Here is a 25,741-nt window from a genome sequence, read left to right as displayed (position 1 = left end):
GTTAGCTAAACGTACCGCTTCCGTCGCGGCCGGGGCAAGGCGTGGCCACCTACGAGGAGACCTCGCTGAGTGCCTCGTCGTCCTCGTCGACGTCCTCGTCCGCCGATCCCGCGGCGCCGCCCGTGACGGCCGCGTACACGCGCTCCAGGTCGGTGGCGGTGCGCTCCCAGGTGTACCGGCTGCGCACCCGGTCGATCGCCGCGCTGGCGTAGCTCATCCGGCGGACCTCGTCGCCGAGCAGCCCGCGGACGGCCGCCGCGAGGGCGTTGGTGTCGCGGGGCGGGACCAGCACGCCGGTGACGTTGTCGATGACGCTCTCGGCGATCCCGCCCACCTCGTACGCGACCACGGGCACGCCGCAGGACATCCCCTCCAGCGGGGTCAGGCCGAACGGCTCGTACCACGGGGCGCACGCCAGCACGTCGGCCGAGCGGTACCAGCCGGGCAGGTCATCCAGCGGTACCGCACCGATGAGCCGCACCCGGTCCCCCACGCCGCAGCGGTCCGCGAACTCCGTGAGGCGACGGGCCTCCGGGTCCCGGTCGAGGCCCGCCGGGTCCGGCCCGCCGACCACGACCAGCTCCGCGCCGGGCACCCGGCGCAGCGCCTCGATCAGGTCCGCGAAGCCCTTGCGCTCGACCAGCGGGCCGACGCTGAGGATGCGCCGCATGCCGGGCCGCGGCCGGTCGGCGGCCGGGCCGCCCGGCGTGAACCGTTCGCCGTCGACGCCCGACGGGACGATCACGGTGTCGGCCCGGCGGATGCCCATCCGGCCGAGCTCGGTGACTTCGTCCTCGCACTGGGCGACGACCCGGTCGACGAGCGTGCCGAGGGTGCGTTCGAGGCCGACGCGCGGCTCGGGGCTGGTGTCGCGCTCCTTGAGGTGGCGGCGGCGGACGGCGCCGAGCCCGTGGTACGTCTCGATGACCGGCCGGCGGTGCTCGGCGGTGGCGGTCAGGGCGGCCAGGCCGCTGAGCCAGAAGTGGGCGTGGACCACGTCGGGGCCGTCGCGGTGCTGCCAGCGGGAGGCCAGCGCGCGGCCAAAGTCACCCATGAGGGGCAGCAGCTCGTCGACCGGCAGCGGCTCCGGCGGCCCGGCGGTGACGTGCTCGATGATCACCCGCTCGGCGAACGGCGCCTCGCCGGGGGTGTCGGGATCCTCGCGCCGGGTGTACACGCGCACGTCGTGCCCCAGCCGCCCCAGCGCCCCCGCCAGCGCGGCCACGTGCGTGTGCTGGCCTCCGGTCCCCGGCCCGCCGAGGGCGAGCGGACTCGCTTGGGCCGAGACCAGGGCGATCCTCAACGCTCACCTGCCGACGACGAAGATGCCTGTTGCACCTTGCGCACCTCCACGTGGCCGACCCGGCTGACCTGCCAACGCCCCTACCCGAGCCGGTTGGTGGTAAACATCAACGGGCGAGTCGGTACCGAGTGAACGGAGAACGTGCAATGGCGGACAAGCCACCCGCCGAGGGCGGCAGCGCCGAGCCGGCCGAGGCGCTCGCGGCGCTGGTGGCCAAGCTGCGCGCCGAGCTGACCGGGGTGCGCACTGCCATGCGGAACCGGGCCGTCATCGAGCAGGCCAAGGGTGTGCTCGTGGAGCGCCTGGGCATCACCCCCGACCAGGGCTTCGACCAGCTCGTGCGGCTGTCCCAGCGCACCAACATCAAGCTCATCGAGGTCGCCGCGGCGATCGTCGGGACCACCTCGCCGGACCCGAACGCGCCCGACGTGGTGAACCTCATCGACGACGAGCTGCGCCAGCACGTCGCCCGGCGCCGCGAGCAGGCGGCGGCCGCCAAGCGACCGGCCGCGCCCACGCCGGCCCCGGCCCGCCGGCGGGCCAGCCGCAGCCCCGAGGTCGAGGCGCTGCAGTCCCAGCACCAGCTGCTCGGCGCGCGGATCGCCGCCGCGCGCAGCTACGACGAGATCAGCGAGGTGCTCGGCACCGCGCCGACCGCGTGGCCGGCCCCGGCGACGGTGTGGCTCACGCTGCTCGACCCGGACGGCGCGCAGCGCGGGGTCGGCGCGTTCGGCGTCCCCGGCGAGGTGCGCAGCCGCTGGTCGCGCATCCCGCCCGACCCGGCGCTGCCGCTGGTCGTCGCCGTGCAGGACGTCGAGACGATCTGGCTCGGGGCGAACGACGCGCGGTTCCCGGTCATGGGGCAGGCGCCGTTCAGCGGGGCGACGGTCCTGACCTCGCCGCTCATCGCGGGCGAGCGGATCGTCGGCGGGATCCTGATGACCTGGGACGAGGCGCTGCCCGACTCCGAGGAGCTGCGGCGGTACGTCACGGCGCTGCTCGAGCCGGTGGCCCGGCAGGTCGACGGGCTCATCGGCGACGAGATCGCGAGCGCCTGGTTCCACGTCGAGGGCGAGGAGACCGCGCTGGCGGCCCCCGCCCAGGTCTGGCTGCCGACGGTCGTCGACGCGCTGCACGACCCGGCGGCGCTGCTGTCCCCGGTGGTCGAGGACGGGCAGGTCGTCGACTTCCGGGTGGAGTACGCGAACGTCCTGGCCCGGCAGATCTTCTCCGGCGCCCGCGTCGACCCCGACGAGGCGACGCTCCTGGCGGCGTACCCGGCGCTGGGCAGCGCGACGCTGCTGCCCGAGTTCGCCCGGCTGCTCCAGGACGGCCAGCCGCGCCGCCTGGATGGGCTGCGGGCCGACCCGCGCACCGACGGGGTCCCCGGGCCGCAGACGCTGGCCGTCCACGCGGTGCGGCTGTGGGACCGGGTGTTCGCCGTCTGGCGGGTCGCGACCGAGGCCGACCTGCTCTACGACCAGCTGCTGCAGGCCGAGCGGATCGCCGGCGTCGGCTCCTTCTGCTGGGAGCTGCGCGACCCCGAGCCGCGCTGCTCCCCCGAGCTCATCCGGCTCATCCACGGCGGGCGCGACGCGACCCGGGTGCCGGTCGACGAGCTGACCTCCAGCGTCCACCCCGACGACCTGCTGGCCGTGCAGGACGCGGTCCGGCGCACGCTCGTCGAGGGCAAGCACCTGCTCGCCGAAGTCCGCGGGGCGGGGCGGGTCAACGGCCGGCGGCTGCGGCTCACCGCCGAGCCGATCTTCGACGAGACCGGCAACGTGACCGCCGTCCGCGGCACCGTGCAGGACGTCACCGAGGAGCGGGCGATCGAGGCCCGGCTGCGCCGCGCCGAGGAGGCGCTGGCCGCGCAGCGGCACCGGCTGGCCGACGAGCGGCGGGCCGCCGAGGCGTTGCAGAAGGCGCTGCTGCCCACCGACCCGGAGCTCGGCCACACCGAGGGCGTCGAGATCTGCGGGCGGTGCCGCTCACCCGAGCGGGTCGGGACGGTCGACGGCGACTGGTACGACGCCGCCTCGCTGCCCGGCGGCGCAACGGTCCTGGTGCTCGGCGACGTCGACGACCGGGGGCTGTCGTCGATGACGACGGCGGCGCGGCTGCGGTACGCGGTACGGGCGTACGCGATGCTGGACATGCCGCCGGCGGACATCCTGACCGCCGTCAACGGCATGCTCTGCGCGATGGAGGTCGAGCACACCGCGTGCCTGGTGGTGGCCCGGTTCTCGCCCGCGACCCGGGAGCTGCGGTGGGCGGCGGCCGGCCAGGTGGCGCCGATCCGGTATGCGGCCGGCGGGCAGGGCTCGGTGCTGTCGGGGCCGCTGGGGCTGCCGCTCGGCGAGGTGGACGAGATGCGGTACACCGAGACGACCGTGACCCTCGAACCCGGCGACCGCGTGCTGCTGTACACCGGCGGGAAGGCCCGCGTCGACCGGCGCCGCGGCGGCGGGCTCGACCTGGTGCGGCGCGCGGGCGAGCACATCGACCTCGGCGACTTCGACGCGGTGGTGCAGCACCTCGTCGGCGCGCTCAACGTGGCCGACGACGAGGACGTCTGTGCGATGCTGGTCCACGTGCGCTAGCCGGCGCGGGTGTCCCAGTCCCAGGGGATGCCGAGGCCGTCGAAGCGGCCCAGCGCGTCGCGGTGCCGGGCCGCGAGCACGATCCGGTCGGGGCCGAGGTGCCCGAGCAGGTCGTCGTCGCCGAAGTACCGCGTGCCAGGGTCCGGCCACGCCCAGAGGGCGTCGTCGAGCTCCCGCAGCCGGATCTTGACCGCGCGCAGCTCCTCCGCCCCGGGCTCCATGCGCACCAGCCCGTGCAGCGGCGCGTACGTGGCCTCGTAGACGGCGACGTAGACGAGGAACCGGCTCAGCGAGAGCCCGGTCGGGGACTCGTCGTTCTCGTAGACCTCGGGCTCCGCGCCGCCGTCGGACGCGTAGGAGTACCAGTCGGTCGCGCCTTCCCAGAACCGCACCAGCCCCCGCCGCTGCCGCAGCTCGTCCCAGGGGTGCATGACGTGGTCGCGGCTGAGCGGGAGCGTGTAGCGCGCGGCGATGCGATACCACCCCGCGAGCGGCTCCGGCACGCCCGCGAGCGGCAGGTCGACCGGCGGGCGATCGGGCAGACCGTACCAACGGTGGACGAAACGGGCCAAACTCTCGGGCGTCACGACGTCCAGCTCGTACACCCGCACCATGATGCCGGGTCCGCGCCGGCACCCACCGCTGGGCCGTTATCGTGACGCTTCGTCATCCGCAACCGACAGGTGGCGAAGCACCCCGACCAGGTGCGCGTGGACGGCCCGAGCGGCATCGACGGCAGCCCTGACGGCGGCCAGCTCGGCAGCGTCGTGCGGAAAGAAGGTCAGCCGCCCGTCGTCCCGCCAGACAACGGGCACCTCGACCCGCTCGAGGATCGCGGTGAGCGTGGCCTGGGCACTCCGCAGGGCGGCCCGCACTTCGCCGGTCCCACCGGCAACGGCCGGCACCCGCCAGACGTCGTCGACCGTGCACGCCCCCGCCGAAGCCGCGTCGATCGTCATACCTTGACGGTAAGTACCCCACCACACCGAACGCCAGCACGACCCTCCCCCTGTGGACAACTCCCCACCCCGATCCCGGCCGACCGGCCACGCACCCGATTACGCGGTAGCAAAACTGGCGCCAGAACCCCAGTTTCCCTACCACGTAACACCGACCACCTCTTTGCGTCGCGAGGGCCGCGGATGATCGAGAAACCTCCGCAAGCAACACCCCCTCAAGCCGGTGCGACACCCCGCCCCTTCCGTCGCGATCTTGGAGTTGTGGTCCCGGATTTGTCGGACAAAGCCGGACATAAGCAGGACCACAACTCCAAGATCGCGGTGGAAGGGCGGCGAGAGAGGCGGCGAGGACGGGCGGCGCCAGCCCGCGCCCACAGACGGCAGCGCGAGCAGGCGGCAGCGCGGACGGGCGGCAGTCCGCACCCGCGGACGACCGCACGGGGGCGGCGGCAGCGCGGAAGCGAGCGGCGGTAGCGCGAGCGGCGGCAGCCCGCGCCTGCGGACGGCGGGTGGGCGGTAGCGCGGGCGGGCGGCGGGGCTACAGATGGGTGGTTTTGGCTACCGCTACCAGTTCGCTCGAGTGGCTGCCGAAGACGCCCACCGTCGGGGGGCGGGGCGTGAAGCCCGGCAGGCCGGTCAGGCCGTCGCTGCCGTCCACCACGCGCAGCGTGAACGGGGAGGAGTCGGCCAGGACCAGGGTGACCTCGATGCCGTCCGGCGGTGGGGCGTGGAAGACGACGCCGAAGCGGTCCTGCTCGTCCAGGTACGTGACGGCGTCGCGGCCCTCCACCGTGGCCCGCACGACGCGGTGGTCGCCCACCTCGCCGTAGAAGGAGATGAAGCGGACCGCGCGCTTCGACTCGATGCGGAAGCGGACCGTGCGCTGGCCGCCGGAGGACGAGCCCGCGCCGGAGCTGTCCGGGATCGGGGTCACCACCGGCGCCGGCAGGTCGGCCGCCTGGGCCGGGCCGACCGAGAGCATGCCCTCCGGCAGGACCGGGAACTGGCGGTTGAGCGCCTGGTGGTTGCGGACGTAGGCCGAGGTCCAGTCGCCCGGGGACTGCTCCAGGCTGACCCACTCGGCCGTGCCGGTGTCGCGATCGAGTGCGTACATGAGGTGGGTCGGCTCCGGGTGGCCCGCGTCCCAGCGGTCGACCACCATGCCGACCGTCGTGCAGGCCAGGGCCACGACCAGGGCCGCGGCGGCCGGGGCCGAGCCGAGCAGGCGGTGGCGCTCGGCGCCGGCCGGGCGGAACAGCGGCTCCAGCACCGGCAGGACCGCCAGGCCCAGCAGCATCGCGAACAGGGCCGGGGCCGCGCCCGTGGCCAGGCCCAGCGCCGGGAAGAACAGCGCCACCGTCGGGGCCAGGATCAGGGTGGCGACGCCCGCGCCGGCGGTCAGGACCGCGACCTTGAGCACGTGGTGCGGGACGTAGAGGGCGGCGATGCCGGCCAGGGCGCCGGTCAGGGCCGGGATCGCCACCAGGTAGGAACCGCCGGGGATGACGGCCGCGAACACCAGGCCCAGCAGGGCCAGCAGGGTCAGCGCGCCGGTCGCCAGGGGGACGGGGCCCAGCCGGCGGCGGCTCAGCGCATACCACGCCAGCAGCACGCTCGCGGTCAGCGCGACCACGCCGAAGCGGAACCAGGTCGGGCGGGCCGGGTCGAGCAGCTCGCCGTAGCCGGGGCGGATCGCCACCAGCAGCGTCCAGAGGAGCTGGGCGGCGACGGCGACCACCACGACCGGCACGAGGGCCAGGCCGAGCCCCGCCAGCGTGCGCGGCACCGAGGTCAGGCCGCGGCGGCGGGCCAGGAACACCAGGGCGGCCACGGCGACCAGGGCGAGGGCCGCGATCGGCCAGGTGAGCGCCGACGGGTAGCGCAGCAGGAACCCGGCGAACGGGAAATACACCGCGTCGCCCGACGCCGGCTTCATGAGCGGCGGCAGGTCGGCCCCGCCGAACGCGCGGGCGAGCGCGAGCGCGTTGTCGCCGTGGTGCTGCAGGCTGGCCCGGTTCATCGTCGAGGGCCGGTCGAACGGGCTGTGGTAGACGCTGGAGCCGTCGATATACGCCGTGTTGAGGCCCGTGAACCGGCGCTGGCCCAGGAACGGCGTGAAGTCGGTGTCGTTGGACAGCAGCCGGTAGACCTCGACGGCCAGGCTGGTGCCGACCGGGTGCGGGGTGCGCGCGTAGACGTCGATGAGCTCGGCGTTGCCCACCGAGGTCTGGAACATGACGGCCGGGCCGCTGCTGCCGCGCGCCTCGAAGTTGAGCACCACCGACGGCTTCTGCCCGAGCGGGTGGCGGCTCACGAACGCCTCGGCCCCGCACAGGCAGGCCTCCTCGGCGTCGGTGAAGAGGAAGACGACGTCGTTGCGCGGCCGCTCGCCGGTCGTGAGCGCGCGGGCCACCTCCAGCAGGGTGCTGGTGCCCGCGCCGTCGTCGTTGGCGCCGAAGCTCACCTGGACCGAGTCGTAGTGCGCCATGAGGACGACCTGGCCGGTCGAGGCGCTGCCGGGCAGCACGGCGACCACGTTGCGGACGTGGGCCATGCCGCCGTCGCCGAACTTGCCGGCGTTGACCCCGACGGCGTCCTGGACCTCCGGCTGCAGCCCCAGCCCGGTGAGGGTGTCCACCAGATACTCGCGGACGCGGTCGTTGGCGGGGCTGCCGGTGACGTGGACCTCCTGGCCGATCCGCTGGACGTGGGTGAACGCCCGGCCGGCGGAGAAGTCGTCGGCCGGCGCCGACGCCGCGCGGGGCGACGGGGGCTGGACGTCGGCGATGCCGAGGAAGGCGAGCAGCGCGAGCACCGCCACCGCGGCGGCGGCGACGAGCGGTCGCCGCGGCGGTGCGGCGAAACTGCGGTCGGACAAGGTTCCGTCCTCCAGGTGGGGGTGAGCACATTCTGCACGCCCCCACCGACAGTTTTCCGACAGGAGTACGCCAGGTCAGGTACGGGTGCCGCTCGGTTGTTGGCGGCCCCGGACGGCCCGGAGCCGCCTAGCGTCATCGTCCATGAACAACGAACGCACGCCGGCCATGGACGCCAACTTCGACGCCGCCTACCTCGCGACCGCCGACCTCGACGCCCGCCACTACCTCGACCAGGTCATGGCCATGGTCGGCGTCGACGGCCTGGTCGAGGCGCTGGCCCAGCCGTTCCTGCTCGCCAAGGTCGACCAGCACGCCGCGGCCGTCCGGGAGAGCCTGACGGCGGCCGGGAAGCGGGTCGGCTCGATCTCGCTCGCCGGGTACGCCAGGTCGGTCATCGCGGTGCACCAGCGCCACGGCCGGCCGCTGCCGACGCCGGACAGCGTCGACTGGTCCGCCGCCGACTGGACCGTCCTGCGGCTCGTCGCCGTCTGCCACCTGGCCGACGCCGCGGACGCGTTCTGAGCACCAGGTAAACCGACCCGGGGGCACGCGCGTCGATGAGGAACCCACCAGCGAAGGGGTTCCCGATGCAGCGCCTGCTCACCTTGGTAGCCGCGACCGCCCTGCTCGCGGCCTGCGCGAACGCTGACGCGCCGGCAGCGCCGCCGGCAAGCACCGCGCACAACAGCACCGCGCCGACCAGCACCACAGCAGCAACAACCGACAAACCCGCCGAGACGCCGGCAGACGACCCAGGACTCACCATTCAGTACAACTGGGGAGTGCCGACCGAAGAAGTCACCGTAGAAGACAGGGTCAGCGTCCCCCCGGTGCCGATCCTGGTCGAGGTCAAGGCCGGCGACCACACGGCGGACGGCTATGAACGCGTGACCTTCGCCTTCCGGGCCGCGAACTTCCCGGGGTACCGCTTCCGCTATGTCCAGCAGGTCGTGCAGGACGGCAGCGGGGACCCGGTCCAGCTCCCCGGCCGTGGATACCTCCAGATCGTCTTCAACCCCGCCCACGCGCACGACGACGCCGGCCGGGCCACCGTGCCCCGGGGCCTGCAACGCCCCGGCTTCCGGCAGATCAGCGGCTACCAGCTGGCCGGGGACTACGAGGCCTACGTGACCTACGGGTTCGGCTTCGCGGCGAGCCGCCCGCAGATCCGCGTCGGCGAGCGCAAACGCCCCGACGGGACCTACGTCGTCGCCGTCGACGTCAGCAGGGCCCAGGCTAGCTAGCGGCCGCGACGGCCGGACGACTCGTTCCACCGGAAGTGCACGAAAAGGCGCCCCCAGTTGTCGGAGTCCTTCTCCACCCGGTGGTACAGCGCCTTGATCTCGCGCTGGTCGAGGAAGCGGATCACCCGCTTCTTCAGCTGACCCGACCCCTTGCCGGGGATGATCTCGACGAGGCTGGCGCGCTTGGCGACCGCCTCGTCGATGATCCCGCGCAGCGCGCGGTCGATGTCGCCGCTGCGGTTGAAGATGTCGTGGAGGTCGAGCTTGAGCTTCACCCCACCAGCGTAGTCACCGGGTGGCCGGCCGCCTTCCACGCCTGGAAGCCGCCGGCCAGGTCGGTCGCCCGGTGCAGCCCCAGGTCCTGCAGCGCGGCGGCGGCCAGCGACGACGTGTACCCCTCGGAGCAGAACACGACCACGGGCAGGTCGTAGCGGTCGGCGATCGGCAGCCGGGCGGCGCTGCGCGGGTCGAACCGCCACTCCAGGACGTTGCGCTCGACGATCAGCGCGCCCGGGATCTCGCCCTCGTGTGCCCGCTGCGCCGCCGGGCGGATGTCCACCAGGACGGCCCCCTCGGCGAAGGCGAGCCGGGCCTGGTCGGCGTCGAGCCGGGCCAGGCGGCCGCGCGCCTCGGCGAGGATCTCGTCGATGCCGCGGCCGCTCACCAGTCCGCTCCGGCCTTCGTGACGGACTCGACGGTCAGGCGGCCGTCGTGCAGCCGGTACCGCGTCATGGCCGTCAGCGCCGGCCCGTACACGTGCACGGTGACCGCCGGCCGGGTGCCCGCGTTGACGACCCGGTGCACGTGGTGCGCGCCGAAGCGCCGCCCCTGCCCGGCCGGCAGCACGGTGTTCACCAGCTGGCCGCCGCCGACGGTCTGCTCGACGACCTCGCCGGAGACGACGGTGAAGGCGCCGGCGGAGCCGCCGTGGTCGTGCAGGTCGGTCGCCTGGCCGGGCAGCCAGGTGAGCAACCAGACCTCGTGGTCGTCGGCGGCGGCGAGCCGGCCGTACCAGCGCGAGGCCGGGTCGAAGCGGGGTGCGAACGGCCAGTCGTCGGGTGCCGAGGCGTACGACCGGGCGACTTCCAGGTGGTCGAGGGCAAGCGAGAGCGTCACGGGAAACTCCAGTATTCGCACGTACTAGATAGGAATTAAAGCATAAAAAAAGACCGCGAGCGACGGCTCTAGCGGGGACAGCGCGCGCTGGCGTGTCGAGCGAGGTCGACCACCAGTCGTCGGGTAAGCAGCGCCACGGCATGGATGCTACCAGCGCCCACGATGTGGGACGCCAAACCCTGTCAGCCCGTGTCAGGACTTTGTGCGCGGTTTGACAGCAGCGTCCGCCACCCTGAGAGCGTCAAGAACCATCCACAGGGGGAACAACGCCATGAGTTTCGCTTTCCAGGCCACCGGTCTGGTCAAGCGCTTCGGCAAGACCATCGCGCTGGACGGGGTGGACCTCGCCGCCGAGCCGGGCACAGTGCTCGGGGTCCTCGGCCCCAACGGCGCCGGCAAGACCACCGCCGTGCGCATCCTCGCCACGCTGCTGCGCCCCGACGCGGGCCGGGCGGTCGTCGGCGGCTACGACGTCGTGCGCCAGCCGGCCGAGGTGCGCCGCATCAGCGGGCTGACCGGCCAGTTCGCGTCGGTCGACGAGGACCTCACCGGCACCGAGAACCTCGTGCTCATCGGCCAGCTGCTCGACCTGCGGGCCAAGGAGGCGAAGGCGCGGGCCGCGCAGCTGCTCGCCGAGTTCGACCTCACCGAGGCCGCGAACCGCCCGGCCAAGACGTACTCGGGCGGCATGCGCCGCCGGCTCGACCTGGCCGCGAGCCTGGTCGGGCGGCCGGCCGTGGTGTACCTCGACGAGCCCACCACCGGCCTCGACCCGGCCAAGCGCGAGGACGTCTGGAACATGGTCCGCGCGCAGGTCCAGGAGGGCACGACGGTGCTGCTGACCACGCAGTACCTCGAAGAAGCCGACGCGCTCGCCGACAACATCTCGGTGATCAACTACGGGAAGGTCATCGCGCACGGCACGCCGGCCCAGCTCAAGCACATCGTCGGCGGCCAGACGATCAGCGTCCGGCCGACCGACCCGGCCCACCTGGCGACCGTCGAGACGATCCTCGCCTCGGTGTCCGGCAACCAGGTCGAGTCCCGCGGCCGGGGCGTGCTGTCGGTGCCGGTCAGCGACGACCGCGCGATGACGGCCGTCGTCCGCCGGCTCGACGAGGCCGGGATCGGCGTCATCGAGCTGTCGCTGCACCTGCCCAGCCTCGACGAGGTGTTCTTCACCCTGACCCGCGGCGGCGAGGAAGCCCGCAAGGAGGAGGTGACGGCATGACCACGCAGATCATCGCGGCCGTTCCGGCAAGGCCGTTCGGGCTCGTGCGGCACAGCCTGGTGATGGCCCGCCGCAGCCTCATCAAGACCATGCGCACGCCGGAGCAGCTCCTGGACGTCACGCTCCAGCCGATCATCTTCATCGTGCTGTTCGTGTACCTCCTGGGCGGCGCCATCGCCGGTTCGCGCCACGACTACCTGCAGTTCCTGCTGCCGGCCCTGCTGGTGCAGAACGTGCTGTTCGCCTCGGCACCGACCGGCGTCAGCCTCAACACCGACATCAAGACCGGCGTCTTCGACCGGTTCCGCAGCCTGCCGATCGGCCGCTCCGCGCCGCTCATCGGCGGCGTGCTCGGCGACATGATCCGGTTCGTGGTGTCGATCGTGGTGATGATCGGCTTCGGCTACATCGTGGGCTTCCGGCTGCAGACCGACGTCCTGTCGGTGCTGGCCGCCTGCCTGCTGGTGATGTTCATGGCGTTCTGCTTCAGCTGGATGTTCGTGCTGCTCGGCATGGTCGTCCGCGAGCCGGGCGCGGTGCAGGGCCTCGGCTTCGTCATCATGTTCCCGCTCACGTTCGGCACCAACGTGCTGGTGCCGACCAACACCCTGCCCGGCTGGCTGCAGGCCTGGGTGAAGGTCAACCCGGTCGCCGACGCCATGCAGGCGGCCCGGGCACTCATGGTCGGCACCGGGCCGGTCGCCGGGCCGGTGATCAAGACGCTGGTGTGGTCGGTGGCGATCCTCGCGGTCTTCGCGCCGCTCGCCGTCCGCGCCTACCGCCGCAAGGCGTAGTGCACCTACGGCAGCGACAACGCGTCCGCCCGCGGCATCGCCGCACGGCGTAGTGCACCTACGGCAGCGACAACGCGTCCGCCCGCGGCATCGTCAGGCCGCGGGCGTGCGCCGCGTCGAAGGCGGCGCCGAGGGCCTCCCGCAGCCGTGCCGTCGTGCGCAGCCAGTCCGGATCCGAGTGGTCGGCCCCGCCGGCCAGCTGCTCGGCCGCGCCGAGGAGCTCGGCGCCGCGCTCCGCCCGCCGCTCGGCCAGGGCCAGCGCCGCGTGGCCGACCGCGATCCGCGCCACGACCGGCATGTCACGCACCGGCAGGGCCAGGCCCAGCGCGTCGTCCAGCCGGCCCCGGGCGGCGCCGAACTCGCCGCGCTCGATGTGGACGTGGGCGTGCGAGAGGTGCAGGACCGCGCGGTACTGCGGCGCCACCAGCGGCACCGACTGCTGCAGCCGCCAGGCCTCGGCGTAGCGGCGGCCGGCGTCGTCGAGGTCGCCCTCGGCGCGGGCCAGGTGCCCGAGCTCCAGCATCGCGTGCGACACGTCGCGGGGCGCGGCGGCCGGGTCCTCGACGAACGCGCGCAGCTCGGCCCGCGCGACCTCCGGGCCGGCGATGCGCGCCCTCAGCGCGGCGATGCGGATCCGCTGGTACCCCTCGCCGCCCGAGATGCCGAGCTCCCGGTGCAGCCGGACCGACTCCTCCAGGCCCGCCACGGCGGCGGCGAGGTCGCCGCGGCGCGCGTGCGCGTCGGCGAGCGACGAGACCGTCATCGACAGCCCCCACCGCTCGCCGACCTCGCGGAACTCGGCGGCCGACGCCTCCAGCGCCGCCCGCATGCCGGCGATGTCGCCGTCGTTCTCCCGCATGTGGCCGAGGATGGACAGCAGCATCGCCCGCGACCACGCGTCGATCGGCTGGGCGAGCCGCTCGGCGACGGCGGCGGCGCCGGCCTCGCTGTCGTCGCGGAACATCGCCACCACCGGCTCGATGAGGCTCACGAAGGGGTGCGCGCCGGCCGGCGGCACCGTGGCCGCGAGCGCCACCAGCTCGTCCAGCTCGTCGCCGGCGAAGACGAAGTCGCCGGCGAACCCGCTGTTGACCAGGTGCACGGCCAGCACGACGACGCGCAGGCCGGCCGGCACGTCGCCCGGCACGCGGCGGATGCGGTCGAGCGAGGCCGCTGCCTCGGCGTGGGTGTCCTCGAACGTCCACAGCCACCCGGCGGCCGCCCCGATCCGGTACGCGCCGATCGCCTCGCCGGACTCGCAGAAGTGCGCGACGGCGGCGTGGACGTTGTCCCGCTCGGGCCGCAGCCGCTCCAGCCACTCGACCTGCGCGGCGGTGCGCAGGTGCGGCTCGGCCTGCTCCAGCAGGGCGAGGAAGTGCGCGGCGTGCGCGGCCCGGGCCCGGGCCACTCCCCCGCGCCGGGCCAGCTCCTCCAGGGCGAACTCGCGGATCGTCTCGAGCATGCGGTACCGCACGCCGCCGTTGACGCTCACCACCTGCAACAGCGAGCGGTCGACGAGGGCGTCGAGGTGCTCCTCGGCGTCGGGCACCCCGGCCACGGCCGCGGCCGCCGGCGCGTCGAACCCGCCGGGGAACACGGCGACCGCCTCGGCGAACCGGCGCTCCGGCGCGCCGAGCAGCTCCCAGCTCCAGGCGACGACGGCGTGCAGCGTCCGGTGCCGCGGCAGGGCGGTGCGGCTGCCGCCGGTGAGCAGCCGGAACCGGTCGTCGAGCCGGGCCGCGACCTGCTCGGCGGTGAACGACCGCAGCCGGGCCGCGGCCAGCTCGACGGCGAGCGGCAGCCCGTCGAGGCGCCGGCAGATCTCGACCACGGCGTCGACGTTGTCGTCGGTGACCGCGAAGCCCGGGCGCACGGCGGCCGCCCGGTCGGCCAGCAGCTGCACGGCCGGGCTGGCGCGCGCCACGGCGGCCGGGACAGCGGCGCCGGGGTGGGCCAGCGGGCCGACCGGGAACAGCTGCTCGCCGAGGATGCCGAGCGGCTCGCGGCTGGTGGCCAGGATGTGCAGCTTCGGGCAGCGGCCGAGCAGCTCCTCGCTCAGCCGGGCGGCGGCGTCCACGACGTGCTCGCAGTTGTCGAGCAGCAGCAGGACGCCGGGGACGGTCAGCGCCTCGGCCAGCTGGTCGACGGTGTCGTGGCGGCGGGGCAGGTGCGGCGCTTCGCCGGGGACGAGGCCGCCGGCGACGAGCGTCCGCAGTACCGTGGCCGGAACCTCGCCCGCCTCGGTCACCGGCGCCAGCTCGACCAGCCACGCCCCGCCGGCCGCCGCCGCGACGGTCGTGGCCAGCCGGGTCTTGCCCGCCCCGCCCGGGCCGACCAGGGTGACCAGCCGGCTGTCGACGATCTGCGCGGCGAGCCGCTCGACGTCGCCGTCGCGGCCGACGAAGCTGGTCAGGGCCGCGCGCAGGTTGCCGCCGCGGGCCGGCCGGTCGGCGCGCAGCACCGCCACGTGCGCCTCGCGCAGCGCCGGCGACGGGTCGACGCCCAGCTCGCCGGCGAGGCGCCGGCGGCAGTCCTCGAAGGCGGCGAGCGCCTCGGCCGGCCGCCCGGCGGCGTGCAGCGCCCGGATGAGCAGCGCGACGAGCCGCTCGCGCAGCGGGTGCGCGGCCACCAGCTCCTGGAGCCGCGCCACGTCGTCGTCGCCGGCCTCCGCGAGGTCCTCGGTCGCGGCCAGGCGCAGCTCCTCCCACCGCGCGGCGAGCGCCTCGGCGAACGGGGCGCCGGCGACGTCGGCCAGCGCCGGACCCCGCCACAGGGCGAGCGCCTCTCGCAGCAGGTGTACCGCGGCCGCGTGGTCGCCGGCCCGCAGTGCCCGGCGGCCCTCGGCGGTGAGCCGCTCGAACCGGACGGTGTCGAGCTCGTCGGCGTCCAGCCGGTACGCACCCGGGCCGGAGACCAGCGCGACCGGGTCGCCGAGGGACTTGCGCAGCCGGGACACGAGCGACTGGACCGCGTTGGCCGGGTCGGCCGGCGGCTCCCCCGGCCACAGCGCGTCGGCCAACTGGTCGACCGGCACCGGGCGGCCCGCCTCGACGGCCAGCCGGACGAGCAGCGTGCGCAGGCGGGCCCCGCCGACCTCGACGGAGCGTCCACCGGCCTCGACGGTGAGTGGTCCGAGCAGCCCGACGCGCATGCGTCAACTCTGCCACCGTCCACGCGGATGCCGCGGACCGGACGGCGTCCGGCCCGCGGCCCCTTCCACCAGGGATCAAGCAGGATCAGTAGATGCTCACGCCGTAGACGCTGAGCGGCTCGGTGACCGGCTGGAAGTAGGTCACGCCGCCGGAGGTGCAGTTGCCGCTGCCGCCCGAGGTCAGGCCGAGGGCCGTCGTGCCGGCGAAGAGCGAGCCGCCGCTGTCGCCGGGCTCGGCGCAGACCGTGGTGCGGATCAGGCCGCTGACCTGGCCCTGGGAGTACGTCACGGTGGCGCCGGTCTGGGTGACGCTGCCGCTGCGCACGCCGGTGGTCGAGCCGCTGCGGCGGACCGACTGGCCGACGGTGGCGTTCCCGGCGGAGGTGATCTCCTGGTAGCTGCCGTTGTAGAGGTACACGTTGCCGGGGTGGGCGACGCCGGCCGCGTAGCGCACGATGCCGTAGTCGTTGCCCGGGAAGCTCGTGCCGGCGCGGGTGCCGAGGACCGAGCCGCTGCTCGTCGTCCACGTCGACCCGATGTTGGTGCAGTGGCCGGCCGTCAGGAAGTAGTACGTGCTGCCGCTGACCACGTTGAAGCCGAGCGAGCAGCGGGAGCCGCCGGCGTAGATGGCCTGGCCGCCGGAGATCGTCGGGCGCAGCTCGCCGGAGAGCCGCTCGATGCGCGCGCCGCCGCCGAAGCTCGCGACGGTGGCCTCGATGGTCTTGACGTGCTCGGCCGGCACCGTGCTGTCGATCGACACGACGACCTGGTTGCTGACCGGGTCGACGGCCCACGCCGTGCCCGGGATCGCGGCCTTGGCGTCGAGCGTCGCGGTGATGCGGGCCAGCTCGGCGCCGCTGCGCTGGACCTTGCGGGTCTTGGCGCCGGTCGCCTCGACGCTCTTGGCGGTCGCGGCGTCGGTGACGTTGACGACGAGGTTGCCCTGGGCGTCGAGGTACGAGCCGGCGGTCCGGGTGCCGAGCTGTGCCACGAGCGCCTCGGCCGAGGCCGCCTGGGCTTCCGTCGCCGCGGCGGCGACGGACGGTGCGAGGATCGAACCGGCGACGAGACCGGCACCCGCGGCGATGACCGCGGCCCGCCGGAGCGAGGACCTTGTGAGTCTCACGTGAGCCTCCCCAATATCGGAGCCGATGAATATCGGCCGCGACCGATGCTTTCATCGGAAAGGAAGGCACACAAGAATCACTGTCAAATTGGTCCATAGCACCCGCGTCATATCACAAGGTACTGATCCCCACCCCGTCCAGCAGGAACTCGCTCACCGGCCCGTACAGGTGGGGCTGCACGTTGTCGTCGATCGGGACGGTCACCGACACGCGGCCCTCGGCCTCGGCGACGAACAGGGCGGGGTCGTTGCTGTCGGCGAACGCCACCACGTCGAGCCCGGCCGCGGCGGCCGCGCCGGCGAACCCGTGGTCGGCGACGACCAGGTCGGGCAGCGGCTCGCCCTGCCGCTCCAGCTCGGCCAGCATGATCCGCATGCCGTCCGGCGAGTGGGTGTGCCACAGCGCGATGCCTCGCTCGGCCGCGACGGCGACCCCGCCGACATAGCGCACCGCGAGCTGATACTCGCGCCCGCCGTACCGCCCGGGAGAGGCGAACACCGCGCCCGGCGCCGGCCGCAGCAGCTCGCAGCCGGCGGCCCGCAGCGCGGCCGCGACCGCGAGATGCACCTCGATCATCCCCGCCGGGTGACCGGTCGCCACCAGCACGCGCTCGCGCCGCTGCGCGGCCAGCCGCAGCCGGTCCCGCATGCGCTCCAGCGCGCGGACGGTCTTGTGCGGATCGATCACGTCGGTACCGGTGGCCCGCGCGGGATCGGGGTCGATGCCGACCCGCTCGGCCATCACGGACAGCACCTGCGGCAGGGTCCAGGTCTTCAACGGGACCAGTCCGAAGCGGTAGCCCTCGTGCCCCTCGGCGAAGGCGGTCGCGTTGCCGTGATTGGAGGAACGGGTGGTCTCGACATCTCCGGCAAGCTTCGCGTCGCGAAGATAACTCACAAGATCCGGCATATGACCAATGGTAGGGACACGCCACCCCACCGCCGAGGCATGCGGCTTAAGGTCACAGACATGGCGGACGTGTACCTCGAGGTGGGCAGGAAGAAGATCTTCGCGGGCAGTCTCGACTGGCCGGGCTGGGGCCGCTTCGGCAAGACCGAGGAGGAGGCGCTGGAGGCCCTCGCCGCCTACGGCGAGCGCTACGCGCCGATCGCGACCGCGGCCGGCTACAAGTTCCCGGCCGCGCCCCGGTTCACCGTGGCGGAGCGGGTGCCCGGCACCGCGACCACCGAGTTCGGCGCCCCCGACGGCCAGCCGGCCTCCGACGCCGAGCCGGTCACGAAGGCGGTCGCCGACCGGCACACCAGGCTGCTGAGCGCCGCCTGGGCCGCGTTCGCCGGCTACGCCGCGACGGCCCCCGAGTCGCTGCGCAAGGGCCCGCGCGGCGGTGGCCGCGACCGGGACAAGATGATCGGCCACGTCCTGGAGTCGGAGGCCGCGTACGCCCGCAAGGTCGGCGTCAAGCACAAGCCCCCGGCCGTCGACGACGCGGACGCGGTCGCGGCCCTGCGCGACGCGGTGCTGGTGGCCCTGTCGGCCCCGAACGACGGCGGACCGCTGACGGACAACGGCTGGACCGCCCGCTACGCCGCCCGCCGCTTCACCTGGCACATCCTGGACCACCTCTGGGAGATGCAGGACCGCACCGAGTAATCAGCCCCGCCCCGCCCCGTCGATCTTGCAGTTGTGGTTCCGATATGCCGGAAATATACGGGCAAACCGGCAACCACAACTGCAAGATCGACGCTGGTTTGGGCGGGCCGGCCTAGCCGGCGAGGCCGCGCAGGAGGAGGCGGGTCAGGGTCTCGACCGCCTCCTCGTCCGTCAGGCGCGGCTCGGGCGCGGTCAGGTGGATGTAGCCGAAGAACGCCAGCATCGCGCCCATCGCGCCCGCCACCACTTCCGGGCGGCCCGGCAGCGGGCGGCCCAGCGACGCCATGTGCTCCAGGTGCTCGCGCAGCGTCGCCGTGTCCTCGTGCAGGCGCTCGCGGGCCGCGCCACTGTACGGCTCCTCGGCCAGCGACGCCTGGAACAGCGCCACCATCACCGGCAGGTGCTCGCGGAACGTCGTCCAGGCCGCCGCGACGTGTGCCCGCAGCTGGTCCTCGTCGGCGAGGTCGTGCGTGGGATCGTGGTCCGGCAGCTCGCCCTCGGCGGTCGCCTCCATGTCCGCGAGCAGCACCCGGAGCAGCTCGTCCTTGCTCGCGAAGTGGTCGTAGAACGACCCGACCGCCCGCCCCGCCGCGGCGGTGATGTCGCTGATCTTCGTGTTGAGGTAGCCGCGCTCGGCGAACAGCGTGCGGGCCGCGTCCTTCAGCGCCGCCTGCGTCTGGGCCGCCTTCTCCTTCCGCGTCGCCATCGCACCATCCTCGCCCAGCCCCCTTGACCGGAGATGCCCGCCCCGACAAAACTGAATTCCAGTTCGGTGAATTGCGATTCAGCTAAGGAGCGCGAGATGCGGGCGATGGTCATCGGTGGCGGCGTGGCGGGGCCGGTCGCGGCGCTCGCCCTGCGGCGGGTCGGCTGGGACGTCACGGTGTACGAGGCGTACGCCGACCCGGCCGGCGACGTCGGGTCGTTCGTCAGCCTGGGCGCCAACGGACTGCGGGCGCTCGACGCGATCGGGGCGGCGGCGGCCGTCACCGCCCGCGGTACGGCGATCCCGCTGCTGCGCCTGTGGAGCGGCCGCGGCCGGCTGCTCGGCGAGACGGCCCGCGAGCGCGTCACGCTCATGCGCGGCCACCTGGTCGAGACGCTGCGCGACCTGGCGGCCGGGGCCGGCGCCGAGGTGGTGACGGGCCGCCGGCTGATCGACGTGCGCGGCCGGAGCGCCGTCTTCGACGACGGCACCCGGGACCGCGCCGACCTCGTCGTCGGGGCGGACGGCATCCACTCCCGGATGCGCACGATCGTCGATCCGCGGGCAGCGACGCCGGTCTACGCCGGGCTGTGGACGATCGGCGGCCGGTCCACGCACCCGGTCGAGCCGGGCGCGTTCAACCTCACGTTCGGCGCGAGGGCGACGTTCGTCCACGCGGCGACCGCGCACGGCACGCTGTGGACCGCGCAGGTGCCGGCCGGCCGGCCCGGGCCGGCGGCCGAGGACGTGGCGGCGCTCTTCGCCGGCGACCGGAGCCCGGCCACGCGGGTGATCGAGCGGACCGAGCAGTGGCACCCGTTCACGGTCATGCGGCGGCTGCCGTCCACGCCGGCCGTCCACCGCGACGGCATGGTCCTCGTCGGTGACGCGGCCCACCCGATCGGCGCCGGCCAGGGCGCCTCGCTGGCCATCGAGGACGCCGTGGTGCTGGCCAAGTGCGTCCGCGACGCGGCGGCCGTGGACCAGGCCCTGGAGGCGTTCGCCGCGCTCCGGGCGCCGCGCACGGCGCGGATGCTCAGGACCGCCGGCGCCACCGTCGACGCCAAGGTGGCCGGGCCGCTCGCCGCGCGGGTCCGCGACGTGATGATGCCGTTCTTCTTCCGCCGATTCGCGGCGAGGGGCAGCGCGTGGATGTACGACTACGACGTCGACTGGACGACCCCGGCTCAGGCGTGAAAGGCCGCCAGCCGGTCCGCCTCCGCGGCCACCTGCTGGCGGACCCGGGCCGGCAGGGTGGCGAAGGGCTCCCACGCGACCCCGTCGCCGCTGTACTTCCACGTGCCGGCGACCTGCCCGTCCACGAGGAACGTGCCGACGGACTGCGGCATCCGGACGTGGAACACCTTCGAGCGGTGCTCCTCCGGCAGGATGCGGGTCCGCCGCGCGTGGGCGAGCAGGGCGGCGTCCCAGGTCGGCAGGAAGCGCACCGGCGCCGGGGTGTCCGGGTCGGGCAGCGGCGCCCCCGGCAGGTCGACCAGCTCGCGGCCGGACTCGTCGCGGTACGCCTGCAGTTCCATGCGGCCGAGCACCCCTGCGACGGCGGTGACGGGCAGCCCGGCCCAGTCGGCGATCTCGGTGCGGTGGGCCGGGCCGAACGCGCCGAGATACCGCCGGACGAGCAGCTCCTGCCCGTCGCGCTCGGACGCGTCCGACGCGCCGACCCAGTCCTCGGCGGCACCGAAGAGGTCGGCCCGGCGCCGCGCCCAGGTGCCGGACGGCGGGACGCGCACCAGGTCGAGGTACATGCCGATCCCGTTGCGGATCGCAGCGCCGAAGCGCTTGTCCAGCTCCGCGCGGCGCAGCGGCCCGTCGCGCAGCAGCTCCCGCAGCTCGGCCACCGCCGCGTCCATCGCCGCCGGGTCGTGCTGGTCGCGCACGGCCCGCAGATACCACTCCCGGCGTGCCGCGCGCACGGCCTCCGCGAACGGCCAGAAGTCGGCCCGCGACACGAGGTGGATGGTGGAGCGCAGCAGCGTCGCCTGGACCACCTCGCGGCGTTCGAGCAGGCGGGTGAGCTCCTCGCGGTCGAGGCCGGCGAGGCGCGTCCAGAGCCCGATGTACATCGACGGCGCATACTGCGCCTGGAGCCCGCCCATCCGCTCCAGCGCCTCGGGGACGGCGAGCGGCGCCCGCTCCAACAGCAGCTGGCGGGCCAGCAGCGCCCGGTTCAGCGCGCGCCAGGTGAGGGTCTGCTCCATGGGAGCACCGTAGTTCAGGCCGCCTCGCGCAGCGCGGTGCGCACCAGCTCGACGGTGCGGTCGTAGCTCATCCCGTGCTCGCGCAGCAGCCGCGCGCCGAGCCCGCGCTCCTCCTTGAGCACGCCGAGCAGGAGGTGCTCGGTGCCGATCGAGGTGTGCTTCAGCGAGATCGCGACCCGCAGCGACAGCTCCAGGGCCTTCTTGGCGCCGTTGTTGAACCGCTTGGGCAGCGTGCTGCGGCGGAACAGGAAGCCGCCGCGCTCGGCCGGCTGGGCGCGGTCCAGGGCGCCCGGGCCGAACGTCTCCTCGACGCTGGAGCGCACCGCGTCGAGGTCGATGCCGATCGAGCGCAGCGCCGCGGCGTCGTCGCCGGCGGCGAGCGCCGCCCGCCACTCCCCGTATTCGACCCCGCACGCCAGCAGCACCGTGCGCCCGACGCCGCCGTCCGCGGCGAGCATGGCGAGCACCAGGTGCTCGGTGCCGATCGCGCGGTGGCCGAGCGACTCGGCCTCGCTCCACGCGGTCCGCACGGTCGTGCGGGCCTCCTCCGTGAACCGCTCGAACATCACTCCCCCTTTGGTTCGGCCGGCGTGCGGCCGGCGTGCTTCTTGTGGACCGCCTGTTTCGTCACGTCGAGCGCGTCGGCGATCTCCTGCCAGGACCAGCCCTGCAGGCGGGCGTTGTCGACCTGGAGGACCTCGAGCGCGTCGGCGAGCCGCCGCAGCGCCACGGCGGCCCGCAGGCCGACGCGCGGATCGGGACTGGCCGCCGCCGCGGCGAGGTCGTTCGCCTCCGTCATGCGTCAACCATAGTTGACGAGGTGGGTCACCGTCAACCTCAGTTGACGCCCCTGGATGACAACCCTGGGCTAGGCTCCGAGCGTGCACCAGGACGTGAAGCTCTACGCGCGCGGCATCACGAAGCGGTACGGACGGCGGACCGTGCTCGACAACGTCCATCTCGCGGTCGGCGCCGGCCAGATCGCGGCCGTCGTCGGCGCCAACGGCTGCGGCAAGAGCACCCTGCTGCGCATCTGCGCCGGGTTCGCCAGCCCCGACCGCGGCACGGTCCAGATCCACGGCACCCTCGGCTACTGCCCGCAGGACGGCGGGACGGTCGACTTCCTGGTCCCCGACGAGCACTTCCTGCTCGTCGGCGCCGGTCGCGGCCTGTCCCGCGGCGCGTCCCGGGCCGCCGGCCGGGCCGGGGCCCGGGCGCTGGACTGGGAGCCCGACCCGCGCGTGCAGGCGCGCCGGCTGTCCGGCGGCACCCGCCAGAAGCTCAACCTGGTGATGGCCGGCATCGGCGCGCCGGACGTGCTGCTGCTCGACGAGCCGTATCAGGGCTTCGACCGGGGGACCTACCTGGATTTCTGGCAGCAGCTGTACCGCTGGCGCGACGAAGGGAAGGCCATCGTGGTCGTCACCCATCTGCTGACCCAGCTCGACGGCGTCGACACGGTCCTCGACCTCACCCCGGCGGGGGTGCGCGCATGAGGAAGACGCTCACCGTGGCCGAGATGGCCCTGCGCGAGATCGCCCGCCGGCGCAGCGTGCTGGCGATCATCCTGCTCCTGCCGCTCGCGTTCTACCTGACCCGCCGCGAGGAGCACCTCGGCCAGTCGATCCGCTTCGTGTTCCTCGGGCTGAGCTGGGCGCTGAGCACCGCGGCGCTGTTCGCGGCGAACGCGGCCCGGGGCATGGAGCCGCGGCTGCGGCTGGGCGGCTACCAGACCTGGCAGTTGGTGCTCGGCCGGCTCGGCGCGCTGTGGGCCCTCGGCGGCGCCCTCAGCGTGCCGTATTTCCTGCTCATCCGGTTCGACCAGCACGACGTGCGGTACGGACCGATCGCCCTGGTCATGGTCCTGCTGACGCTGGTCGCCCCGCTCTTCGGCCTGCTGCTGGCCGCGGTGCTCCCGCGCGAGCTGGAGGGCACGCTGGTCCTGCTGCTGGTCGTCGGGTTACAGATGATGATGGACCCGGCCGGCGAGGCGTCGCGGCTGCTGCCGTTCTGGTTCAGCCGCGAGATCGGCACCTACGCGGTGGACCAGACCGGCGCCGACTACCTCGCGCGCGGGCTGGTGCACGCCGCCGTCATGCTGGCCGTGCTGCTGGCCGCGGTGGGGACCGCCTCGGCGGTCCGGCTGCGCCGGCGGGGGCACCTGCGGCTGGCGGGCTGATGCTCGAGCTGCCGATCGTCGACGTCTCGCGGCTCGTCCGCGACGGCGCCGACCCCGTGGCCGCCGCCGGGATCGAGGCCGCGTGCCGCGCCAGCGGGTTCTTCTACGTGACCGGCCACGGCGTGCCCGCGGAGCTCGTCGAGCGGCTCGACCGGCACGCCCGGGCGTTCTTCGCGCTGCCGGAGGCCGGCAAGCTGGAGATCGCGATGGCCCGCGGCGGCCGCGCGTGGCGCGGGTTCTTCCCGGTCGGCGCCGAGCTGACCTCGGGGCGGCCCGACGCCAAGGAGGGCCTCTACTTCGGCACCGAGCTCGGCCCGGACGACCCGCGGGTGCGCGCCGGGCTGCCGCTGCACGGCGCGAACCTCTTCCCCCGCCAGGTCCCCGAGCTGCGCGCGGCGGTGCTGGAGTATCTCGCCGCGCTGACCGCGACGGCGCAGGCCGTGCTGCGCGGGGTGGCGCAGAGCCTCGGGCTCGCCCCGGACTACTTCGCCGCGGGGTACACGGCCGACCCGACCGTGCTCTTCCGCATCTTCCACTACCCGCCGGCCGAGCCGGACACCGACGCGTGGGGCGTCGGCGAGCACACCGACTACGGCCTGCTGACCCTGCTGCTGCAGGACGGCAACGGCGGCCTGCAGGTGCGCACCCCGTCCGGGTGGATCGACGCGCCGCCGGTGCCCGGCACGTTCGTGTGCAACATCGGGGACATGCTCGACCGGATGACCGGCGGGTGGTATCGCTCGACCCCGCACCGGGTGCGCAACCGCAGCGGCAACGAGCGCCTGTCGTTCCCCTTCTTCTTCGACCCGGACTTCGCCGCGGAGGTCCCGCCGCTGCCGGGCCGGGCGGCCACGGGAGCCGGCGGCGAGCGCCGCTGGGACGGACAGGACCTTCGCGTATTTAACGGTACCTATGGTGATTATCTTGTCGCCAAGGTGGGCAAGGTCTTTCCAGGTCTCAGCGCGGACGTCGGGGCAGCCTGACACGAGGTTCGGGCGGTGGGTGCCGGAATCGGCCGAAATCGCAACGAACGGCGACATCCCCGTCACCGGCCGGCGGTGCGGCTCGTAGAACCCACGAAAGGGTTCGCAGAGCCGTTCACGCAGGTCGGGCTCGTGGCACGATGACGGGAGCAAACCAGTTCGCGGTGTACCTAACGTTTGAGTCACCACACCGCGACCGGAGGCTACGATGTCCACCCCCACGACCCCCACGACCACTCGCAAGCTCACCAACCTCGACAGCGAGCAGGGCATGCTCGTGCTCCTGGCGGTGATCGTCCTGATCAGCGTGATCGGCGTGATCGTCGTCGGCGGGTGATGTTCCGGGCTCCCCCGGGGCGCGACGCCGCCCCGGACAGGGAGCCTGAGACGTGTCGCAACTCGGAAAGCTGCGCAGGTCGCGCCGCGACCCGAAATGGGCCCGCACGCTGGTCGTGACGGGCGCACTCATGATGATGCTGGCGGGCAGCGCGTTCGTCGCCAAGGACGTCGTCGTCGGCTACGCCACGAGCAGCGTGCGGCAGGAGGAGCTCATCGTCCCGGCCGCGGAGCAGCAGGGCCGGCACGTCAGCATCAGCGGCGCGAAGAACATCCTCCTGGTCGGCATCGATCCCCGGCCCGACCAGGACCCGTCGGAGGCGATCCGCTCCGACTCGATCATCATCGTGCACATCCCCGCGAGCCACGACTCGGCGTACCTGATCTCGATCCCGCGGGACACCTGGGTCGAGATCCCGCCGTTCAACAACGGCAAGGCCCGCTACCACGGCGGTCACGACAAGATCAACGCGGCCTTCGCCGAGGGCGGGCTGCGCACGACGGGGAAGGACCAGCGGCGGTACGGGATGACGCTGCTGGCCGACACGATCGAGGAGAACTGGGGCATCACCTTCGACGCGGCCGCGATCGTCGACTTCGCCGGCTTCACGCGCGTGGTGACCGTCCTGGGCGGCGTCGACATGTACGTCGACCAGGAGACGCGGTCGGTCCACATCGGCCACGACGCCAAGGGCAACACGAAGGTGCCCTACATCCAGCGGTTCAACGAGGCCGGCGGCACCGACCTGATCCCCGTGCCGGGCGTGACGCCACAGACCTACCACGTCGGCTACCAGCACCTGGCCCCCTGGCAGGCGCTCGACTACGTCCGCCAGCGCGACACGCTGCCCCGCAGCGACTACGACCGGCAGCGGCACCAGCAGCAGTTCATCAAGGCCCTGTTCCGCAAGATCGCCAGCCGCGAGGTGCTCACCGACCCGGCCAAGCTCAAGAAGATCCTCGACGTCGTCGGGGAGTCGATGACGATCGACACGGGCGGCATCGGCCTCGATGACTGGATCTTCTCGATGAAGGGCGTCAGCGGCGACAACCTGCTGACGGTGAAGACGAACAACGGCACCTTCCACGCCTCGCCGGAGCAGCCGGGCGCGGAGTCGCTCGACGCCACGACGCTCGCGCTGCTGGAGGCCGTCCGCACGAACGAGGTCGAGTCCTTCATGACGTCGAACGTCGGCCTGGTGAGCAACAGCTAGGCCCACCGGCGTCGACCGGGTCGCCGGTCGGAGGGAGGCTGTCCTGGCCCGTGCGCACGGCGGACCCGGCCGACGGGCGGGGAGCG

Annotated in this window: 26 protein-coding genes; 12 read left to right on the top strand and 14 right to left on the bottom strand. The window is 73.7% G+C overall.

Features of this window, described 5'->3' with window-relative positions; translation table 11 throughout:
- Positions 1–49: 49 nt before the first annotated feature.
- Entirely contained in the window at positions 50–1,303 is a 1,254-nt protein-coding gene (locus IEZ31_RS24395; protein ID WP_190252276.1) for a glycosyltransferase, read from the bottom strand.
- Positions 1,304–1,449: 146 nt separating this feature from the next.
- Between IEZ31_RS24395 and IEZ31_RS24390 the strand changes: the two genes are divergently transcribed.
- Positions 1,450–3,906, top strand: coding sequence for a SpoIIE family protein phosphatase (locus tag IEZ31_RS24390; RefSeq protein ID WP_190252275.1), 2,457 nt, complete (start codon positions 1,450–1,452; stop codon positions 3,904–3,906).
- Here IEZ31_RS24390 and IEZ31_RS24385 read toward each other — a convergent pair.
- From IEZ31_RS24385 to IEZ31_RS24375, 3 genes are all read right to left on the bottom strand, one after another.
- The gene (locus tag IEZ31_RS24385) at positions 3,903–4,511 is read right to left on the bottom strand and encodes a hypothetical protein (protein ID WP_190252274.1); all 609 of its coding nucleotides are present in this window, start codon (positions 4,509–4,511) and stop codon (positions 3,903–3,905) included. The genes IEZ31_RS24390 and IEZ31_RS24385 overlap by 4 nt on opposite strands.
- A 45-nt stretch (positions 4,512–4,556) precedes the next feature.
- A complete protein-coding gene (locus tag IEZ31_RS24380) occupies positions 4,557–4,865 on the bottom strand; it encodes a hypothetical protein (RefSeq protein ID WP_190252273.1) in 309 nt (102 codons plus the stop codon).
- Between the two features lie 538 nt (positions 4,866–5,403).
- Complete coding sequence (locus IEZ31_RS24375; RefSeq protein WP_190252272.1) at positions 5,404–7,743, bottom strand: M28 family peptidase; 2,340 nt, start codon at positions 7,741–7,743, stop codon at positions 5,404–5,406.
- A gap of 142 nt (positions 7,744–7,885) precedes the next feature.
- Between IEZ31_RS24375 and IEZ31_RS24370 the strand changes: the two genes are divergently transcribed.
- Both IEZ31_RS24370 and IEZ31_RS24365 read left to right on the top strand, forming a co-directional pair.
- Complete coding sequence (locus tag IEZ31_RS24370) at positions 7,886–8,266, top strand: DUF6401 family natural product biosynthesis protein (RefSeq protein WP_229835800.1); 381 nt, start codon at positions 7,886–7,888, stop codon at positions 8,264–8,266.
- 65 nt (positions 8,267–8,331) lie between these two features.
- A complete protein-coding gene (locus IEZ31_RS24365) occupies positions 8,332–8,988 on the top strand; it encodes an AMIN-like domain-containing (lipo)protein (protein ID WP_190252271.1) in 657 nt (218 codons plus the stop codon).
- On the opposite strand, the gene IEZ31_RS24360 is transcribed toward IEZ31_RS24365, so the two are convergent.
- Genes IEZ31_RS24360 through IEZ31_RS24350 form a run of 3 tightly spaced genes read right to left on the bottom strand, consistent with a single transcriptional unit; the run spans position 8,985 to position 10,104 of the window.
- Positions 8,985–9,263 carry a Smr/MutS family protein gene (locus IEZ31_RS24360; protein ID WP_190252270.1) on the bottom strand — a complete coding sequence of 93 codons (279 nt, stop codon included), beginning with the start codon at positions 9,261–9,263 and terminating at the stop codon, positions 8,985–8,987. The two genes, IEZ31_RS24365 and IEZ31_RS24360, sit on opposite strands and share 4 nt — an antisense overlap.
- The gene (locus tag IEZ31_RS24355) at positions 9,260–9,652 is read right to left on the bottom strand and encodes a rhodanese-like domain-containing protein (protein WP_229835799.1); all 393 of its coding nucleotides are present in this window, start codon (positions 9,650–9,652) and stop codon (positions 9,260–9,262) included. Before IEZ31_RS24355 ends, IEZ31_RS24360 begins: the two co-directional genes overlap by 4 nt.
- Entirely contained in the window at positions 9,649–10,104 is a 456-nt protein-coding gene (locus tag IEZ31_RS24350) for a cysteine dioxygenase (protein ID WP_190252269.1), read from the bottom strand. The genes IEZ31_RS24355 and IEZ31_RS24350 overlap by 4 nt, the downstream gene beginning before the upstream one ends.
- 271 nt (positions 10,105–10,375) lie before the next feature.
- Here IEZ31_RS24350 and IEZ31_RS24345 point away from each other — a divergent pair, with 271 nt between their 5' ends.
- A complete protein-coding gene (locus tag IEZ31_RS24345) occupies positions 10,376–11,335 on the top strand; it encodes an ATP-binding cassette domain-containing protein (RefSeq protein WP_190252268.1) in 960 nt (319 codons plus the stop codon).
- Entirely contained in the window at positions 11,332–12,129 is a 798-nt protein-coding gene (locus IEZ31_RS24340; protein WP_190252267.1) for an ABC transporter permease, read from the top strand. The genes IEZ31_RS24345 and IEZ31_RS24340 overlap by 4 nt, the downstream gene beginning before the upstream one ends.
- A gap of 58 nt (positions 12,130–12,187) precedes the next feature.
- Here the strand turns inward: IEZ31_RS24340 and IEZ31_RS24335 are convergent, their stop codons facing one another.
- The 3 genes from IEZ31_RS24335 to IEZ31_RS24325 form a co-directional block, all read right to left on the bottom strand.
- The gene (locus tag IEZ31_RS24335) at positions 12,188–15,280 is read right to left on the bottom strand and encodes an AfsR/SARP family transcriptional regulator (protein WP_190252266.1); all 3,093 of its coding nucleotides are present in this window, start codon (positions 15,278–15,280) and stop codon (positions 12,188–12,190) included.
- A gap of 85 nt (positions 15,281–15,365) precedes the next feature.
- Entirely contained in the window at positions 15,366–16,406 is a 1,041-nt protein-coding gene (locus IEZ31_RS24330; protein WP_190252265.1) for a S1 family peptidase, read from the bottom strand.
- Between the two features lie 112 nt (positions 16,407–16,518).
- Complete coding sequence (locus IEZ31_RS24325; protein WP_190252264.1) at positions 16,519–17,316, bottom strand: phosphatase; 798 nt, start codon at positions 17,314–17,316, stop codon at positions 16,519–16,521.
- Positions 17,317–17,376: 60 nt separating this feature from the next.
- Between IEZ31_RS24325 and IEZ31_RS24320 the strand changes: the two genes are divergently transcribed.
- On the top strand, positions 17,377–18,018 hold the full coding sequence (locus tag IEZ31_RS24320; protein WP_190252263.1) for a hypothetical protein: 642 nt from the start codon (positions 17,377–17,379) through the stop codon (positions 18,016–18,018).
- A gap of 112 nt (positions 18,019–18,130) precedes the next feature.
- Here IEZ31_RS24320 and IEZ31_RS24315 read toward each other — a convergent pair whose 3' ends face one another.
- Positions 18,131–18,724: a TetR/AcrR family transcriptional regulator gene (locus IEZ31_RS24315; RefSeq protein WP_190252262.1), complete on the bottom strand. Its 594-nt coding sequence runs from the start codon at positions 18,722–18,724 to the stop codon at positions 18,131–18,133.
- 96 nt (positions 18,725–18,820) lie between these two features.
- Between IEZ31_RS24315 and IEZ31_RS24310 the strand changes: the two genes are divergently transcribed.
- A complete protein-coding gene (locus tag IEZ31_RS24310; RefSeq protein WP_190252261.1) occupies positions 18,821–19,921 on the top strand; it encodes an FAD-dependent oxidoreductase in 1,101 nt (366 codons plus the stop codon).
- Here IEZ31_RS24310 and IEZ31_RS24305 read toward each other — a convergent pair.
- Genes IEZ31_RS24305 through IEZ31_RS24295 form a run of 3 tightly spaced genes read right to left on the bottom strand, consistent with a single transcriptional unit; the run spans position 19,912 to position 21,742 of the window.
- The gene (locus IEZ31_RS24305; RefSeq protein ID WP_190252260.1) at positions 19,912–20,943 is read right to left on the bottom strand and encodes a winged helix DNA-binding domain-containing protein; all 1,032 of its coding nucleotides are present in this window, start codon (positions 20,941–20,943) and stop codon (positions 19,912–19,914) included. The two genes, IEZ31_RS24310 and IEZ31_RS24305, sit on opposite strands and share 10 nt — an antisense overlap.
- A gap of 14 nt (positions 20,944–20,957) precedes the next feature.
- Positions 20,958–21,509 carry a Clp protease N-terminal domain-containing protein gene (locus tag IEZ31_RS24300; protein WP_190252259.1) on the bottom strand — a complete coding sequence of 184 codons (552 nt, stop codon included), beginning with the start codon at positions 21,507–21,509 and terminating at the stop codon, positions 20,958–20,960.
- Positions 21,509–21,742, bottom strand: a complete 234-nt coding sequence (locus tag IEZ31_RS24295) for a helix-turn-helix domain-containing protein (protein WP_190252258.1) — start codon at positions 21,740–21,742, stop codon at positions 21,509–21,511. Before IEZ31_RS24295 ends, IEZ31_RS24300 begins: the two co-directional genes overlap by 1 nt.
- Positions 21,743–21,824: 82 nt before the next feature.
- On the opposite strand from IEZ31_RS24295, the gene IEZ31_RS24290 reads away from it, so the two are divergent.
- The 5 genes from IEZ31_RS24290 to IEZ31_RS24275 all read left to right on the top strand — a co-directional run bounded on the left by IEZ31_RS24290 (position 21,825) and on the right by IEZ31_RS24275 (position 25,655).
- A complete protein-coding gene (locus tag IEZ31_RS24290) occupies positions 21,825–22,439 on the top strand; it encodes an ATP-binding cassette domain-containing protein (protein WP_190252257.1) in 615 nt (204 codons plus the stop codon).
- Positions 22,436–23,122 carry a hypothetical protein gene (locus IEZ31_RS24285; RefSeq protein WP_190252256.1) on the top strand — a complete coding sequence of 229 codons (687 nt, stop codon included), beginning with the start codon at positions 22,436–22,438 and terminating at the stop codon, positions 23,120–23,122. Before IEZ31_RS24290 ends, IEZ31_RS24285 begins: the two co-directional genes overlap by 4 nt.
- Positions 23,122–24,105, top strand: a complete 984-nt coding sequence (locus IEZ31_RS24280; protein ID WP_190252255.1) for an isopenicillin N synthase family dioxygenase — start codon at positions 23,122–23,124, stop codon at positions 24,103–24,105. Before IEZ31_RS24285 ends, IEZ31_RS24280 begins: the two co-directional genes overlap by 1 nt.
- Positions 24,106–24,313: 208 nt before the next feature.
- Complete coding sequence (locus IEZ31_RS58225; protein WP_268241687.1) at positions 24,314–24,442, top strand: hypothetical protein; 129 nt, start codon at positions 24,314–24,316, stop codon at positions 24,440–24,442.
- Positions 24,443–24,494: 52 nt separating this feature from the next.
- Positions 24,495–25,655 carry an LCP family protein gene (locus IEZ31_RS24275; protein WP_190252254.1) on the top strand — a complete coding sequence of 387 codons (1,161 nt, stop codon included), beginning with the start codon at positions 24,495–24,497 and terminating at the stop codon, positions 25,653–25,655.
- Positions 25,656–25,741 lie beyond the last annotated feature (86 nt).

The organism is Dactylosporangium sucinum, assembly GCF_014647515.1.
GTDB lineage: Bacteria > Actinomycetota > Actinomycetes > Mycobacteriales > Micromonosporaceae > Dactylosporangium > Dactylosporangium sucinum.
This window is presented reverse-complemented; position numbering and strand designations above follow the sequence as displayed.